The 14,863-nt window shown below is 59.5% G+C and carries 15 protein-coding genes; 13 read left to right on the plus strand and 2 right to left on the minus strand.

The window, feature by feature from the left end; translation table 11 throughout:
* Positions 1-13: 13 nt before the first annotated feature.
* Genes ACR0AI_RS06470 through ureG form a run of 6 tightly spaced genes read left to right on the plus strand, consistent with a single transcriptional unit; the run spans position 14 to position 3,962 of the window.
* Positions 14-175: a peptidase M23 gene (locus ACR0AI_RS06470; RefSeq protein WP_480672535.1), complete on the plus strand. Its 162-nt coding sequence runs from the start codon at positions 14-16 to the stop codon at positions 173-175.
* Positions 172-477, plus strand: coding sequence for an urease subunit beta (locus tag ACR0AI_RS06475; protein WP_425084511.1), 306 nt, complete (start codon positions 172-174; stop codon positions 475-477). The genes ACR0AI_RS06470 and ACR0AI_RS06475 overlap by 4 nt, the downstream gene beginning before the upstream one ends.
* The gene (ureC, locus tag ACR0AI_RS06480) at positions 477-2,237 is read left to right on the plus strand and encodes an urease subunit alpha (protein ID WP_480672537.1); all 1,761 of its coding nucleotides are present in this window, start codon (positions 477-479) and stop codon (positions 2,235-2,237) included. Before ACR0AI_RS06475 ends, ureC begins: the two co-directional genes overlap by 1 nt.
* An 18-nt stretch (positions 2,238-2,255) precedes the next feature.
* On the plus strand, positions 2,256-2,708 hold the full coding sequence (ureE, locus tag ACR0AI_RS06485) for an urease accessory protein UreE (protein ID WP_170378524.1): 453 nt from the start codon (positions 2,256-2,258) through the stop codon (positions 2,706-2,708).
* Positions 2,692-3,345 (plus strand): urease accessory protein UreF, encoded by a 654-nt coding sequence (locus ACR0AI_RS06490; protein ID WP_480672539.1) that lies wholly within the window; start codon positions 2,692-2,694, stop codon positions 3,343-3,345. The genes ureE and ACR0AI_RS06490 overlap by 17 nt, the downstream gene beginning before the upstream one ends.
* Positions 3,342-3,962, plus strand: a complete 621-nt coding sequence (gene ureG, locus ACR0AI_RS06495) for an urease accessory protein UreG (RefSeq protein WP_480672541.1) — start codon at positions 3,342-3,344, stop codon at positions 3,960-3,962. The genes ACR0AI_RS06490 and ureG overlap by 4 nt, the downstream gene beginning before the upstream one ends.
* An 83-nt stretch (positions 3,963-4,045) precedes the next feature.
* Here ureG and ACR0AI_RS06500 read toward each other — a convergent pair whose 3' ends face one another.
* Positions 4,046-5,080: an NADP-dependent oxidoreductase gene (locus ACR0AI_RS06500; RefSeq protein WP_480672543.1), complete on the minus strand. Its 1,035-nt coding sequence runs from the start codon at positions 5,078-5,080 to the stop codon at positions 4,046-4,048.
* A 473-nt stretch (positions 5,081-5,553) separates the two neighbouring features.
* Here ACR0AI_RS06500 and ACR0AI_RS06505 point away from each other — a divergent pair, with 473 nt between their 5' ends.
* Entirely contained in the window at positions 5,554-6,603 is a 1,050-nt protein-coding gene (locus tag ACR0AI_RS06505; protein ID WP_480672874.1) for a TauD/TfdA family dioxygenase, read from the plus strand.
* A 45-nt stretch (positions 6,604-6,648) separates the two neighbouring features.
* On the opposite strand, the gene ACR0AI_RS06510 is transcribed toward ACR0AI_RS06505, so the two are convergent.
* A complete protein-coding gene (locus tag ACR0AI_RS06510) occupies positions 6,649-7,566 on the minus strand; it encodes a GlxA family transcriptional regulator (RefSeq protein ID WP_480672546.1) in 918 nt (305 codons plus the stop codon).
* A 99-nt stretch (positions 7,567-7,665) separates the two neighbouring features.
* On the opposite strand from ACR0AI_RS06510, the gene ACR0AI_RS06515 reads away from it, so the two are divergent.
* From ACR0AI_RS06515 to choV, 6 genes are all read left to right on the plus strand, one after another.
* Positions 7,666-8,826 carry an acyl-CoA dehydrogenase family protein gene (locus ACR0AI_RS06515; protein WP_480672548.1) on the plus strand — a complete coding sequence of 387 codons (1,161 nt, stop codon included), beginning with the start codon at positions 7,666-7,668 and terminating at the stop codon, positions 8,824-8,826.
* Positions 8,827-8,828: 2 nt separating this feature from the next.
* Entirely contained in the window at positions 8,829-10,844 is a 2,016-nt protein-coding gene (locus ACR0AI_RS06520; RefSeq protein WP_480672550.1) for an acetate--CoA ligase family protein, read from the plus strand.
* A gap of 3 nt (positions 10,845-10,847) precedes the next feature.
* Positions 10,848-11,627: a carnitinyl-CoA dehydratase gene (locus ACR0AI_RS06525; protein ID WP_170689069.1), complete on the plus strand. Its 780-nt coding sequence runs from the start codon at positions 10,848-10,850 to the stop codon at positions 11,625-11,627.
* Positions 11,628-11,967: 340 nt separating this feature from the next.
* The gene (locus tag ACR0AI_RS06530) at positions 11,968-12,894 is read left to right on the plus strand and encodes a choline ABC transporter substrate-binding protein (protein WP_480672552.1); all 927 of its coding nucleotides are present in this window, start codon (positions 11,968-11,970) and stop codon (positions 12,892-12,894) included.
* 86 nt (positions 12,895-12,980) lie between these two features.
* A complete protein-coding gene (gene choW / locus ACR0AI_RS06535) occupies positions 12,981-13,811 on the plus strand; it encodes a choline ABC transporter permease subunit (protein WP_170378502.1) in 831 nt (276 codons plus the stop codon).
* A 3-nt stretch (positions 13,812-13,814) separates the two neighbouring features.
* The gene (choV, locus tag ACR0AI_RS06540) at positions 13,815-14,840 is read left to right on the plus strand and encodes a choline ABC transporter ATP-binding protein (RefSeq protein WP_170639741.1); all 1,026 of its coding nucleotides are present in this window, start codon (positions 13,815-13,817) and stop codon (positions 14,838-14,840) included.
* Positions 14,841-14,863 lie beyond the last annotated feature (23 nt).

The following is a 14,863-nucleotide window of genomic DNA, read 5'->3' on the forward strand; positions in this document are numbered from 1 at the left end:
AAGGAACCAAGACATGACCCGTATGCTTTTCCCCGCCCTGATCGTTGCTGGCCCTGCCGCCGCCCACACCGATACGCATATCCATGCGCACGGCACTGACTATGCGACCCTTGGCCTTGGTCTGGCGGTAGTCGCACTGGCCGCGATTGCACTGATGGTAAAGTTGAACAAATGATCCCCGGAGAGCTGTTCCCGGCCGAGGGTGAAATCACCCTGAACGCAAGCGCAGAGGCGATCACCCTGATGGTCGCCAATACTGGTGACCGCCCGGTTCAGGTCGGCTCGCACTATCATTTCGCCGAAACCAACCCGGCGCTCGACTTCGACCGCGCTGCGGCACACGGGTTGCGGCTGGATATTGCGCCGGGCACCGCTGTTCGGTTCGAGCCCGGTCAAGCGCGAGAGGTTTCGCTGATCCCGATCGGAGGCGCGCGCAAAGTCTATGGGTTCAATCAAAAGGTCATGGGGTCGCTCTGATGCCAGTAACAATCAAACGTTCTGCCTATGCCGCCATGTTCGGCCCCACCACCGGCGACAAGCTGCGGTTGGCCGATACCGATCTGGTAGTCGAGGTCGAACGCGACCTAACTGCCGAACGTGCAGGCGCTGCCGCGACTGGGGGAACCGGCGACAATGCGCTGCTCTACGGCGAAGAGGTCAAGTTCGGCGGCGGCAAGGTGATCCGCGATGGGATGGGGCAGTCTCAGGCCACGCGGGCCGAGGGGGCCGTGGACACGGTCATCACCAATGCGCTGATCGTAGACCACTCGGGCATCTACAAGGCGGATGTGGGTCTGAAAGACGGGCGTATCGCCAAGATCGGCAAGGCCGGGAACCCCGATACCCAACCTGGCGTAGACATCATCATCGGTCCCGGCACCGAGGCCATTGCGGGCGAGGGGCGAATCCTGACTGCAGGGGGCTTCGACAGCCATATCCACTTTATCTGCCCTCAGCAGATCGAAGATGCGCTGCATTCCGGCCTGACCACTATGTTGGGAGGCGGGACGGGCCCTGCGCATGGCACTCTGGCCACCACCTGCACACCGGGCCCATGGCACATAGGACGGATGTTGCAAGCCGCCGACGCGTTTCCAATGAACTTGGCCTTTGCGGGTAAAGGCAATGCCTCTCTGCCTGCGGCGCTGGAGGAGCAGGTCAACGCAGGTGCCTGCGCTCTGAAATTGCATGAGGATTGGGGCACGACCCCCGCCGCCATCGATTGCTGCCTCTCGGTGGCCGACGCGATGGATGTGCAAGTCATGATCCATACCGACACGCTGAACGAATCCGGTTTTGTCGAGAACACCGTGGGCGCAATGAAAGGCCGCACGATCCACGCCTTTCACACCGAAGGCGCAGGCGGTGGCCACGCCCCCGATATCATCAAGATCTGCGGCGAAAACCACGTTTTGCCGTCTTCGACCAACCCCACGCGCCCCTTCACCGTGAACACGGTCGAAGAGCATCTGGATATGCTGATGGTGTGCCACCACCTCGACAAATCCATCCCCGAGGACGTGGCCTTTGCCGAAAGCCGCATCCGGCGTGAGACGATCGCGGCCGAGGACATCCTCCACGACATGGGCGCGTTCAGCATCATTGCCTCGGACAGTCAGGCCATGGGCCGGGTCGGAGAAGTTCTGATCCGTACATGGCAGACCGCCGACAAGATGAAGAAGCAACGCGGCCGCCTGCCCGAGGAAACAGGTGACAATGACAACTTGCGCGTACGTCGCTACATCGCGAAATACACCATCAACCCGGCGATTGCGCATGGCCTGAGCCATCAGATCGGCAGTATTGAGGAAGGCAAACGCGCCGATCTGGTCCTGTGGAACCCGGCTTTCTTCGGGGTGAAGCCCGAGATGGTCTTGTTGGGTGGCACCATCGCCTGTGCGCAGATGGGCGACCCGAATGCCTCGATCCCTACGCCGCAACCGGTCTATAGCCGCCCCATGTTCGGAGCTTACGGCCGGTCGGTTGAAAACTCGGCGATCACATTTGTCTCGGAGGCCGCGCAAGCGAGCGGGATCGGTGATACACTGGGACTGGCGAAACAAACCGTCGCCGTGCGCAACACGCGCGATATCGGCAAGCAGGATTTGCTGCTGAATGATGCAACGCCCCAGATCGAGGTTGACCCGGAAACCTATGAGGTCCGAGCGGATGGGGAGCTGCTCACCTGTCAACCCGCCGAAGTGTTGCCGATGGCGCAGCGCTATTTCATGTTCTGATTTGAAAAGGAGGCCACGATGACCACTGCGATCAAAACCGCCCGTATCTATCACGATCACCACCACGATCCGGCGCATGCTCAGGTCTCGCTGGACTATGACGGGCGTTTCCTGCGCCGCAAAATGCTAGCCACCGATGATGGTGAGTCCTTTTTGGTCGATCTGGCGCACACGAAATCCCTCGACCATGGTGGGGTTCTGGTGCTGGAGGATGGGCGCGAGATTGAAATCATCGCCGCACCGGAAGAGTTGCTGGAAATCAGCGGGGACAATCTGCTGCACCTTGCGTGGCATATCGGCAATCGCCACACGCCCTGTCAGATCGAAGCCGACCGGCTCCTGATACAACGCGATCATGTCATTCGCGATATGCTTTTGAAACTGGGCGCAGAAATCCAAGAGGTCGTTGAACCCTTCACCCCCGAAGGTGGCGCATATGGTCATGGCAGGACACATGGCCACGCCCACTAATTCCGATATCCTGACCTTGGTGCAGTGGTTGTCTCCGGCCTATCCGGTTGGCGGCTTCGCATATTCTCATGGGTTGGAGGCCGCGATTGAACTTGGTTCGGTTACCTGCCCTCAGGATGCGGGCGCCTGGGTGTCGGACGTATTAGAGCATGGCTCTGGCTGGAACGACGCGCTTTTTCTGGGGGCGGCTTACGCCGCCGAAACCCCGGTCGACGTGACCGACATCGACGCCACAGCCCGCGCGTTCAGCGCCTCAACCGAGCGGCTAATGGAAACCAGTTTGCTCGGGCAGGCGTTTGGAGCCGTGACCGGGGATGTCTGGGGCTTGGACTTGCAGCGCCTGACCTATCCGGTGGCTGTAGGGCGTGCGGCACGATTGCAGAATTTGCCGTTGCCATTGGTTTCTGAGATGTTCCTGCAGGCATTCCTGAGCAATCTGGTCGCCTGCGCAACGCGCCTTGTGCCCTTGGGGCAGACCGATGCGCAGCGGCTGATACGGGACCTGACGCCCCTCTGCACAACGATTGCCGCAAAAGCGCAGGACGCAGGTCTGGAGGATCTGAGTTCGACGGCGTTCCTCGCGGATATCGCGGCAATGAAGCATGAAACACAGTATTCAAGGATTTTCCGAACATGAGCAGTACGAACGGCCCCCTCCGTGTCGGCATCGGAGGCCCCGTCGGCGCGGGCAAAACCACCCTGACCGCCGCGCTTTCTGAAGCGCTACGTGATTTCTGCTCGGTGGGCGTGATCACCAACGACATCTACACGCAGGAGGACGCCGAGGCGCTGATGCGGATGCAGATCCTGCCTCAGGACCGGATCATCGGCGTTGAAACCGGCGGTTGCCCGCATACCGCGATCCGAGAGGACGCCTCGATCAACCTTGCGGCCGTGGCCGAGATGCAGTCGCGCCACCCCGAGATTGACATCGTGCTGATCGAAAGCGGTGGCGACAACCTGTCGGCGACGTTCAGCCCGGAATTGGCGGATGTGACGCTCTATGTGATTGATGTGGCTGCGGGTGAGGAAATCCCGCGCAAGGGGGGGCCCGCGATCACGAAATCGGATCTGTTGATCATCAATAAAACCGACCTCGCCCCGCATGTGGGCGCGTCGCTAGAGGTGATGCAGGCAGACGCCACGCGTATGCGCAAAGGTCGGCCGTTCTTGTTCGCCTCACTGCGTCAACGGCAGGGCGTGCCCGAAATCGTCAGCGCATTGGCTGCAATTGGTGGGCTTGAGACGCCTTGAAGGAGAACAGTCGCCGCTGCTCGGTGCGGCGACTGTCGTTTCTAATTCGGAATGGGGTGCCAACTAGAGGTTGACCAGGGCCATCACGCCCCGACATTCACCACCATCTTGCCGAAATTCTCACCGCGCAGCAGCTGGTTGAGTGCTTCGGGCGCGGCCTCTAGCCCCTCGACCATGTGCTCGCGATATTTGACCGATCCGTCCTGAATCCAACCGGTCATATCCCGGACGAACTCCTTGTAGAGCGAGGCCGGGAAGCTGTCGAAGATGATGAACCCCTGAGCCTTCACCTTCATCCGTAGCAGCGTGCCCATGATCGCAGGCCCCATATCCGGGCCGTCCGGCAAGCCAGGCAGGTTGTACCACGAGACGACGCCGCAGATCGGGATGCGCGCAAAAGCGTTCAACAGGGGCAGGACGCCGTAAAGCACCTTGCCGCCAACATTTTCGAAGTAGACATCAATCCCATCCGGGCAGGCGGCCCGTAGCTGATCAGCAAAGTCGGCGGCTTTGTGGTCGATACAGGCGTCGAAGCCCAGATTTTCGACGACATGCGCGCATTTCTCGGCCCCGCCCGCAACGCCCACGACCCGGCACCCTTTGATCTTGGCGATCTGCCCCACGGTTGCTCCGACCGGGCCGGATGCGGCGGCAACGACCACAGTTTCTCCGGGCTTGGGCTCGCCGATCTGTAGCAACCCGGCATAAGCGGTGTAGCCGGGCATACCCAGAATACCCAACGCCCAGGACGGGTTTTGTGGCGCTTTGCCCATGTTTATGACTTCGGTCCCGTCCGAGATCGCGTAGTCCTGCCAGCCACTGCCCGACAGCACGTAGTCACCCGCTTCGAACCCGTCGAGGTTCGAGGTCACAACCTGTCCCACAACCTGTCCGGTCATGACCCCGCCAATCGCCACTGGCTCGGCGTAGGACTTTGCGTCATTCATCCGCCCGCGCATATACGGGTCCAGCGACAGGTAGCAGGTACGGATCAGCATCTCTCCTGCACCAGCAGTAGGGATATCCGTTGTCTCAAGCCGCAGCGTATTGTCATCGGGTTCCCCCTTGGGGCGTTCGTTCAGAACGATGCGGCGGTTTGTGTCTGCGGTTTGGGGCATGGTCTTGTCTCTCTGCTGAGTCTGGTTTGTCGCGCCGGCACGTCACAAGCGTCCGGGCGTCGAATTTTGTCACACCGTTCTGTATTTCGGGCGGCGCGTCAATCTTTTCACACCTTTGTGCCGCAGGGTTTGCTCAGCAAAACAGCAGGGTTGAAGATTGCCGTAGGTTCTACATTTTCCGGCGCGTTTTCCGTTTGACTGCGACGCAAAACAATTTAAGCCTTCGCAAAGAGATAGCCCCCCAAAGCAGACCTTCGCATGCCATCCAGCTTAGAAATACCAGCGACGTTGGGCCGCCGACCCGGGCATCCCTACAGGAAGGCCTATGATTGGTGGCCGCCCCCATCCCAGCGCTGAGATTGAACCCGAATTTCAACTCAACGCGAAAGACTAACATGACAACTCAAACTCTCTCGAAACCGGTTCAGGTTGAACTGGCCGAAACACATGTGCGTATCACTTGGCCCGACCATATGACCGGGGATTTTCCATTCATCTGGCTACGCGAAAATGACCCCGCTGGGTTCCACCCACAGACGCAGGAGCGCCTGACCGACCTCACCGCCATCGCGCTGGATATCAAACCCGAGCAGGCCTTCCGGTCCGACAACAATCTGCATGTTGTCTGGGCCGAGGATCAGGCGCCCACAATCTTTGATCTGGACTGGCTGCGCGATCGTCGTCCGGGCCAGCCGGCTTTTGATCCGGCCGATACCGGTTTTGTCACATGGCGGGCCGAACTTTCGCCCGCCGGTATCCCGCGTGCGAACGTCGATGGAGTGCTGACACAGGACAGCGCTTTGAAGGACTGGCTGATCGCCGCGCGTCAATACGGGCTGAGCATCGTGGACCATCTGGCCGATACCACCGAAGCTGGCATGGACGTCGCGCGCCGGATCGGCTTTTTGCGCGAGACCAATTTTGGACTGACCTTCGAGGTCAAATCCAAACCCAACCCGAATAACCTAGCCTACACGCCGGTTGCGCTGCCGCTGCACACCGATCTCACCAATCAGGAACTGCCCCCGGGATTCCAATTCCTGCACTGTCTCGCCAATGAGGCCGAGGGCGGTGAGTCGCTGTTCTGCGATGGCTATGCGGTGGCAGAGGATCTGAAACTGGAAGATCCCGATGCCTTTGACGCCCTGTGCGACATCTCGATCCCGTTCCGGTTCCATGATGGTGAAACGGACATCCGCTCGCGTAAACGGGTCATCACCTGCGATGAAAACGGCGACGTGATCGAGATCTGCTTCAACGCGCATCTGGCGGATTTCCTTGATATCGAGCCCGCTCTCATGGCGCGCTACTACCGCGCCTATCAGAAGTTCATGGCGATGACGCGCGACCCCAAATACCTGCTTCAGCTCAAGCTGAAGGGGGGCGAAATGGTGGTCTTTGATAACCGCCGCGTGCTGCATGGGCGTTCGGCCTTCGATCCCAATACAGGCCACCGTCACCTGCACGGCTGCTACGTGGACCGTGGTGAATTCGAAAGTCGTCTGCGCGTTCTGTCGCGTTAAGCGACTGACATAAGAGCAGCGCCGTCTTGGGGCGGCGCTGTCCCTCTACACCCTGTTGCGGAAAGCCGAGGGGGTCTGCCCGAACTCGGCCTTGAAAGCACGGGTCATCGCGCTGGCGTTCTCGTAGCCCGACCGGCTGGCGATTTCGGCGATGGATTGCTCGGTCTCTTCGGTTAGCCTGCGCGCAAGGTTCAGACGCAACCGACGATAGAGCGCTTGCGGTGTGGTTTTCAGGTCCGCTTGAACGCGCATTTCCAGCCGTTTCTGAGTGCACCCCGTTTTGCGTGCAACCTGTGTGATCGAAAGCGGTGTTTCCAGGTTTGCCTGCATGATGGCCAACGCACGGTTGACCAACGTGTCTTCGGTTTGCATCGGTAAGGCATAGTGGTCGCTTCGACCGCGGCTCATAAACAGATGGGCGACCTCCATCGACAACAGTGGGCCGTGATCCTTGCGGATAAGTGCCAGGGCAAGATCAAACGCCGCCATTGCTCCGGAACAGGTCAGACGAGGGCCGTCAACGACGTAGCGCTCTTGCACGACGTCCACGGCGGGAAAGGCTTCTTCAAATCGGGAAAGCTCATCCCAGTGAATCGTCGCGCGGTGCCCATCCAGTAACCCGGCCTGCGCCATCAACCAGCTGCCGGTATCCAGCCCGGCCACCTGTGCGTGCCTTTTTGCAGCCGCCAACAGGGCGCGCAGGGTTTTGGGCGTGCCTAATTGCAAGAACCCGTAGGAGGGCATCACGACGAGAACATCCCCTCGCTGGTCGGTCAGGGCGGCATCCGGCGTCACCGCGAGCCCGCTGGAGCTGTGGACGGGGTCTCCGTCAACGGAACAGAACCGCCACTCGTACAATGACTGCCGGGACAGAGTGTTGGCCGCCCGCAGAGGCTCGACCATGTTGGCGAGGCAGTGGTTCGAGAACCCATCGAACAGCAGAATGTTAAATCTGTGACTCAAAATACTACCAACTTTGCATGATATGCGGCGAAAATTGCATGCCGTGACCATGAGGAATCTCGTTTCCTGCGTCAATCACCTATCCAAGGATATCGCGCCATGCAGTTTGGTCTGACCGAAGAACAGGACATGATCGTCTCGACAGTCCGTAGCTTTGTCGAAAACGAAATCTACCCGCATGAGGCCGAGGTCGAACGCACTGGTCAGGTGCCGCATGAGCTGGGCGAAGAGATCAAACAGAAATGCATCGATCTGGGATTTTATGCATGCAACTTCCCAGAAGAGGTCGGCGGCGCAGGCCTTTCGCATCTCGACTTTACGCTGGTCGAGCGCGAGCTGGGTCGTGGATCGATGGCTCTGACCCATTTCTTCGGTCGTCCGCAGAACATTCTGATGGCCTGCAATGACGAACAACGTGAACGTTATTTGCTGCCTGCTGTGCGCGGCGAAAGGATGGATGCGCTTGCGATGACCGAACCCGATGCGGGGTCGGACGTGCGCGGGATGAAGTGTCAGGCTGTGAAGGATGGCGGCGATTGGTTCATCAACGGCTCCAAACACTTTATTTCGGGCGCGGAACACGCGGATTTCTTCATCGTCTTCATTGCGACCGGTTTGGATGAAACACCAAAAGGGCCCAAGAAGCGGATCACAACCTTCCTGGTGGATCGCGGAACGCCCGGGTTTGAGGTGCGCGAGGGGTATAACTCGGTCAGTCACAAGGGCTACAAGAACTACATCCTCTACTTCGACAATTGCCGCCTGCCGGACGCGCAGGTTCTGGGCGAGGTCGATGGTGGTTTCGCAGTCATGAACGAGTGGCTCTATGCGACCCGTCTGACGGTTGCGGCCTTCTCGGTTGGTCGGGCGCGGCGATGTTTCAACTATGCACTGAACTACGCCGCCGAGCGCAAACAGTTCGGTCAGCCCATCGGCAAATTCCAGGGCATTGGGTTCCAGATCGCCGACATGATCACCGAGATTGATGCCGCAGACTGGCTGACCTTGTCGGCTGCGTGGCGCTTGGACGAAAACCTGCCTTCGAACCGCGAAATCGCCTCGGCCAAGCTATATGCTTCGGAAATGCTGGCGCGGGTCACCGACGCGACTTTGCAAATCTATGGCGGTATGGGTCTGATGGATGACTTCCCGATCGAGCGTTTCTGGCGCGACGCGCGGGTTGAGCGGATCTGGGATGGCACCAGCGAAATCCAGCGCCACATCATCAGCCGCGATCTTCTGCGTCCGTTGGGCGCCTGAAGATGACGAAAGACCTCACCCGGCTTTTGCGCCCGAACTCCATCGCCGTGATCGGCGGTGGTGCTTGGTGTCAGCAGGTCATTCTGCAATCTGAACGAATGGGCTATGCGGGTCAGATCTGGCCTGTTCATCCCAAAGCGACCGAGATCGCTGGCCATAGGGCCTATGCCAGTCTCGAAGATCTGCCGGCATCGCCTGATGCCGTTTTCATCGGCATCAACCGCCATGCCACGATTGAGGCGGTTCGCACCCTTTCCGCCACTGGTGCAGGCGGTGCAGTGTGTTTTGCGTCAGGCTTTTCCGAGGCCGTGGCCGAGGATGACACAGGGGGCGATCTGCAGGCACAACTGGTCTCAGCTGCAGGCGACATGCCCATTTTGGGACCCAATTGCTATGGTTTCATCAACGCGTTGGACGGGGCTTTGCTGTGGCCCGACCAGCACGGGGCCAAGCCGGTCGACTCTGGCGTTGCGATCCTGACGCAAAGTTCGAATATCTCGATCAACCTGACCATGCAGAAACGTGCGTTGCCCATCGCCTATATGGTGACCTGTGGGAACATGGCGCAGACCAGCCAGGCGCAGATCGCCTCGGCCTTGCTGGACGATCCGCGTGTGACTGCCGTTGGCTTGCATATCGAAGGTTTCAAAGACATCCGCGAATGGGAAGCGTTGGCCCAGAAGGCCCACTCCAAAGGTATCCCTCTTGTGGCGCTCAAGGTCGGCGCGTCCGAGCAGGCTCAGGCCGCAACGGTGTCGCATACCGCCTCTCTGGCCGGAAGCGACGCGGGTGCGCAGGCCCTGTTGGAGCGTCTCGGCATTCCACGCTTGTCGGCCTTGCCCGATTTTCTGGAAACATTGAAGCTGCTGCATTGCTATGGCCCGCTTTCGGGCAGCAACATAGCCTCGATCAGCTGTTCCGGGGGTGAGGCGAGCCTGATCGCAGACATGGCCGTTGGGACCGGGTTGACCTTCCCGCGCCTAAGCGGCGGTCAGGAAGCCCACCTGCGCGAAGCACTCGGACCGATGGTGGCGCTGAATAACCCGCTGGACTACCACACTTATATCTGGCGCGATGAAGCGGCGATGGCACAGGCTTGGGCTGGGATGACGGGCGACGACATCGATCTGACGTTCTCGATCCTCGACTATCCGACCACGGATGCGAGCGACTGGGTCTACGCCTCTCGTGCGGCGATGAAAGTGCGCGCGGAAACTGGCGCGCGATTTGCCGTTGCCGCGACATTGCCCGAGTTGATACCCGAAGATGTAGCGCAAGAGCTTATGGACGGCGGCGTGGTGCCCTTCATGGGGCTGCGCGAAGCTCTTGCCGCAACCGAAGCGGCAGGCCAGATCACAGCCCCTTCGGACAAACCGGTCACATTGCCCGGAACGGCTGAGGCCAAAAGGACACTCACCGAAGGCGAGTCCAAACGCGTTCTGGCCGAGTTTGGATTGCGTATCCCGCAGAACCGCACAGTCACAGGTGCCGACCAGGCGCGCGCTGCCAGTCAGGACATGGACGCGCCCTTTGCGGTCAAGGGCGTGGGGCTGGCACATAAGTCGGAACACGCGGCCGTGCGATTGGGTGTTCTTGCCGAAGACGTGGCCGATGTCGCCGCAGATATCGGCACCCCTGAAATCCTGATCGAAGAGATGATCACCGGAACAGTGGCCGAGCTACTTGTGGGCGTGGTGCGCGATCCAGCGCATGGGTTTGTCCTGACTCTGGGCGCGGGCGGTGTGCTGACCGAAGTGCTGCGCGATACCGCATCCCTGCTGGTGCCCAGTTCTGCTGATGACATCCGCAACGCCTTGGGTAAATTGAAGATTGCACCGCTTCTGACGGGCTATCGCGGTCAACCAGCGGCTGATATGGATGCCATCGTGGCCGCTGTTGAGGCCGTTCAGGCCTATGTCATGCAAAACGCCGACACGCTTGGCGAGGTCGAAATTAACCCGCTCCTCTGCGCGCCCGACAAGGCGGTGGCCGTGGATGCCCTCATCAGAAAGGCCTGAGATATGGACCCGATCAAAACCCGCCGTGATGGCGCGATTCTTGAGGTCACATTGGACCGGCCCAAAGCCAATGCCATTGATCTGGCGACCAGCCGCATCATGGGCGACGTCTTTGCCGAGTTCCGCGACGACCCGGACCTGCGCGTTGCGATCCTGACAGGTGCGGGAGAGAAGTTCTTTTGCCCCGGATGGGACTTGAAAGCCGCAGCTGATGGCGATGCGGTCGACGGGGACTATGGCGTTGGCGGCTTTGGTGGCTTGCAGGAATTGCGCGACATGAACAAACCCGTCATCGCAGCTGTAAACGGCATTGCCTGCGGGGGAGGGCTGGAGCTTGCGCTGTCCGCCGACATGATCCTCGCCGCAGACCATGCGAGTTTTGCCCTGCCGGAAATCCGCTCGGGCACCGTGGCGGATGCGGCCAGCGTCAAACTGCCCAAGCGCATCCCGTATCACATCGCGATGGAGCTGCTGCTCACGGGCCGTTGGTTCGACGCTGAAGAGGCCAATCGTTGGGGATTGGTGAATGAGATCGTGGCCGCGGATCAGCTAATGGACCGCGCGTGGGAACTCGCCCGCTTGTTGGCTTCTGGCCCGCCGCTGGTCTATGCCGCGATCAAAGAGGTCGTGCGTGATGCCGAAGACAGCAAGTTCCAGGACGCCATGAACCGTATTACCAAACGGCAGCTGCGTACCGTCGATACTCTCTATGCCAGTGAGGACCAGCTGGAAGGCGCGCGCGCGTTTGCGGAAAAGCGTGATCCTGTGTGGAAAGGCAAGTAAGCAAATTTGGGGTCTGAACCCTCTCGGCGGCTCCTTCTTTCGATGGGGCCGTAACACTTTATCAGCTGCGCCCAAGGGTTCCTTGGGCCGCCTGCTAACGGATTGCATTCGCGTGTCATATTAAACTAGGACATGCCAGCCCAACGGGGCAACAGCACTTCAAACCTGCGCCACAACCCGAACGCAGCCAAACCGAAATCCATGCCACGCAATCCGTGAATTGTTCAGCGCGCGACAGAAACTGTTGCCTGAATCTGGCTGCATGTGAACAATTAGACTTGACTATGTGTCATTTATTTTTCCTAACTAACCAGTCAATCAAAAAAACAGGGAGGCTCCAGTGAAAGCCCTAACAACCATTTCAACCCTTGCCATTCTGGCATCTGCCGGGGCGGCATTGGCCAATTGCGACGAGGTCGTATTCTCGGATGTCGGCTGGACCGATATCACGGCGACCACTGCCGCAACGAAAACGATTCTTGACGCTCTGGGCTATGATACCGAGATCAAGATCCTTTCCGTTCCAGTGACTTACACTTCGATGGCTGAAGGCGATATCGACGTGTTCCTGGGCAACTGGATGCCGACCATGGAAGGCGATATCGCGCCGTATCGCGAGGCGGGAACGGTTGAAACAGTGCGCGCGAACCTGGAAGGCGCCAAGTACACGCTGGCCGTCAACGCTGCAGCCGCCGAGCTGGGCATCAAGGATTTCGCTGATATTTCAACACACTCCGATGCTCTGGACGGCAAAATCTTCGGAATCGAGCCGGGCAATGACGGCAACCGTCTGATTCAATCCATGATCGATGGCGATTCGTTTGGCCTCTCTGGTTTCGAAGTCGCTGAAAGCTCCGAGCAAGGCATGCTGGCGCAGGTGGACCGCGCCTCGCGCAAGGGCGATCCGATCGTGTTCCTGGGTTGGGAACCCCATCCAATGAACGCCAATTTCGAGATGTCCTACCTGACGGGTGGCGATGAGTTCTTTGGCCCCAACTTCGGCGGCGCGACCGTGTTCACCAACACCCGCAAAGGCTATGCAGAAGAATGCCCGAATGTTGGCGCGCTGCTGAACAACCTGGAATTCTCGCTGGCGATGGAAAACGAGATCATGGCCGCGATTCTGGATGGTGGCGAAGACCCGGCAGATGCAGCCAGCGCATGGCTGAAAGCCAACCCGGATGCCTATACCCCATGGCTGGACGGTGTCACGACCCGTGACGGTGGTGACGCAGTCGCCGCAGTAAGCGCAGCACTGGGTCAATAACCTTAAACGCCCTTCGCCGCGTGTCTGTGGCGGAGGGCTTTTTTGTGGCCTGATCTCAGGCCCGGAATACTCTGAAAGGCAGACAGATGGATTGGCTGACCGACAACAAGATACCCGTCGGCAAGACGGCCCGAGCGGTTTTTGAATGGCTCCAAGAGATAGGGGAGCCATTTTTCGATTGGTTGTCCTGGGTTCTAGAGGCGCTGATTGATGGCATATTGTGGGTGTTGCAAACGCCGCATCCTTTGATCGTTGTGGGCGTCTTCGTGGGCATCACGTGGCTGTTGCAGCGCAATTGGAAGGTTTGCCTGTTTGTGGCGCTGGGGTTTCTGTTCATTCTCAATCAGGGATATTGGGAAGAAACGACGGAAAGCCTGACTCTGGTTCTATCCTCCTGTCTGGTCTGTATGGCGATTGGCGTGCCTATTGGCATCGCGGCGGCGCATAGGCCCAAGCTTTACGTGGCGATGCGGCCGGTGCTGGACCTGATGCAAACCCTGCCGACCTTCGTCTACCTGATCCCCGCGATCGTATTCTTTGGTATTGGCATGGTGCCGGGCCTGATCGCAACCGTGATCTTCGTGTTGCCCGCTCCGATCCGCCTGACCCATCTGGGTGTGTCCTCGACTCCGACCCCGCTACTTGAAGCGGCCGAGGCCTTTGGCGCGACCAAATCCCAGACCCTGTGGAAGGTCGAACTGCCTTACGCGCTGCCGCAGATTATGACCGGCCTAAACCAGACCATCATGCTGTCGCTGTCGATGGTTGTTATCGCCGCTCTGGTCGGTGCTGATGGCTTGGGTGTTCCAGTCGTACGGGCGCTCAATCAGGTGAACACGGCCCTTGGTTTCGAGTCTGGCTTTGTCATCGTTGTTGTGGCGATCATCCTCGATCGCGTCCTTAGAGTGGAGCATTGATCCATGACCGCAGTTGAATTTGACAATGTTTCAATCGCGTTCGGCAACGACCCCAAGAGCGCGTTGCCCTTCATGGACGAAGGCAAAGACCGTGCGACGGTCAAAGAAGCCTGTGGTCAGGTGCTGGGCGTCCACAATTGCTCGCTGACCGTGCATGAGGGTGAAACGCTGGTGCTGATGGGGCTTTCCGGTTCCGGCAAATCCACGTTGCTGCGGGCGGTGAACGGGTTGAACCCGGTGATCCGCGGTGCGGTTCGGGTCTCGGACGGGTCGGAGATGGTGGATGTCACCAACGCCGACGCCCGTACCCTGCGCCGGATGCGGCAGAACCACATTGCGATGGTGTTCCAGCAGTTCGGACTGCTGCCGTGGCGCACAGTGCGCGAAAACGTCTGGCTGGGGCTGGAGCTGTCGGGCATGTCCCGTACTGAGAGGTTGCAGCGCACCGATGAGCAGCTTGCTCTGGTTGGTCTGTCCGACTGGGCGGATCGTAAGGTCGGAGAGCTGTCGGGCGGTATGCAACAACGCGTCGGTCTGGCCCGCGCCTTTTCCACCCAGGCGCCGATCCTGTTGATGGATGAGCCGTTCTCGGCCCTCGATCCGCTGATCCGGACCAAGCTGCAGGATGAACTGCTGCGGCTTCAGGAAAAGCTGAAACGCACGATCATCTTCGTGTCCCATGACCTTGATGAGGCCTTCAAGATCGGCAACCGTATCGCCATCATGGAGGGCGGTCGCATCGTACAATGCGGCACCCCGTCCGAGATCTACTCAAAACCGGAGGACGAGTATGTGGCCGATTTCGTTGCGCATATGAACCCACTGGGCGTTCTGCGCGCGCGGGACGTGATGGAGCCTGCAACCGGTACGCCGGACCGTTCTATCGACGCGGATACGGATATTCGCGATGTCATTCAGGGCTTCGACCAGAACAACGCACCGGTTGGCGTGACCGAGAACGGGGCGATCATCGGTCAGGTCACAAAAGACCGCGTGTTGAACAAGCTGGTTGATCCGATGGGGCAGTAGCCCTCTGACCTTCAACATGGGGC

The sequence above is a fragment of the Ruegeria sp. BG3 genome, from assembly GCF_056538485.1.

Coding starts and splice junctions, on each gene's coding strand:
- ACR0AI_RS06520 (WP_480672550.1), top strand. CDS start 8,829: ATGACGAAAGACCTCACCCGGCTTTTGCGCCCGAACTCCATCGCCGTG.
- ureE (WP_170378524.1), top strand. CDS start 2,256: ATGACCACTGCGATCAAAACCGCCCGTATCTATCACGATCACCACCAC.
- ureG (WP_480672541.1), top strand. CDS start 3,342: ATGAGCAGTACGAACGGCCCCCTCCGTGTCGGCATCGGAGGCCCCGTC.
- ACR0AI_RS06525 (WP_170689069.1), top strand. CDS start 10,848: ATGGACCCGATCAAAACCCGCCGTGATGGCGCGATTCTTGAGGTCACA.
- choV (WP_170639741.1), top strand. CDS start 13,815: ATGACCGCAGTTGAATTTGACAATGTTTCAATCGCGTTCGGCAACGAC.
- ACR0AI_RS06490 (WP_480672539.1), top strand. CDS start 2,692: ATGGCCACGCCCACTAATTCCGATATCCTGACCTTGGTGCAGTGGTTG.
- ACR0AI_RS06500 (WP_480672543.1), bottom strand. CDS start 5,080: ATGCCCCAAACCGCAGACACAAACCGCCGCATCGTTCTGAACGAACGC.
- ureC (WP_480672537.1), top strand. CDS start 477: ATGCCAGTAACAATCAAACGTTCTGCCTATGCCGCCATGTTCGGCCCC.
- ACR0AI_RS06470 (WP_480672535.1), top strand. CDS start 14: ATGACCCGTATGCTTTTCCCCGCCCTGATCGTTGCTGGCCCTGCCGCC.
- ACR0AI_RS06475 (WP_425084511.1), top strand. CDS start 172: ATGATCCCCGGAGAGCTGTTCCCGGCCGAGGGTGAAATCACCCTGAAC.
- ACR0AI_RS06515 (WP_480672548.1), top strand. CDS start 7,666: ATGCAGTTTGGTCTGACCGAAGAACAGGACATGATCGTCTCGACAGTC.
- ACR0AI_RS06505 (WP_480672874.1), top strand. CDS start 5,554: ATGACCGGGGATTTTCCATTCATCTGGCTACGCGAAAATGACCCCGCT.
- choW (WP_170378502.1), top strand. CDS start 12,981: ATGGATTGGCTGACCGACAACAAGATACCCGTCGGCAAGACGGCCCGA.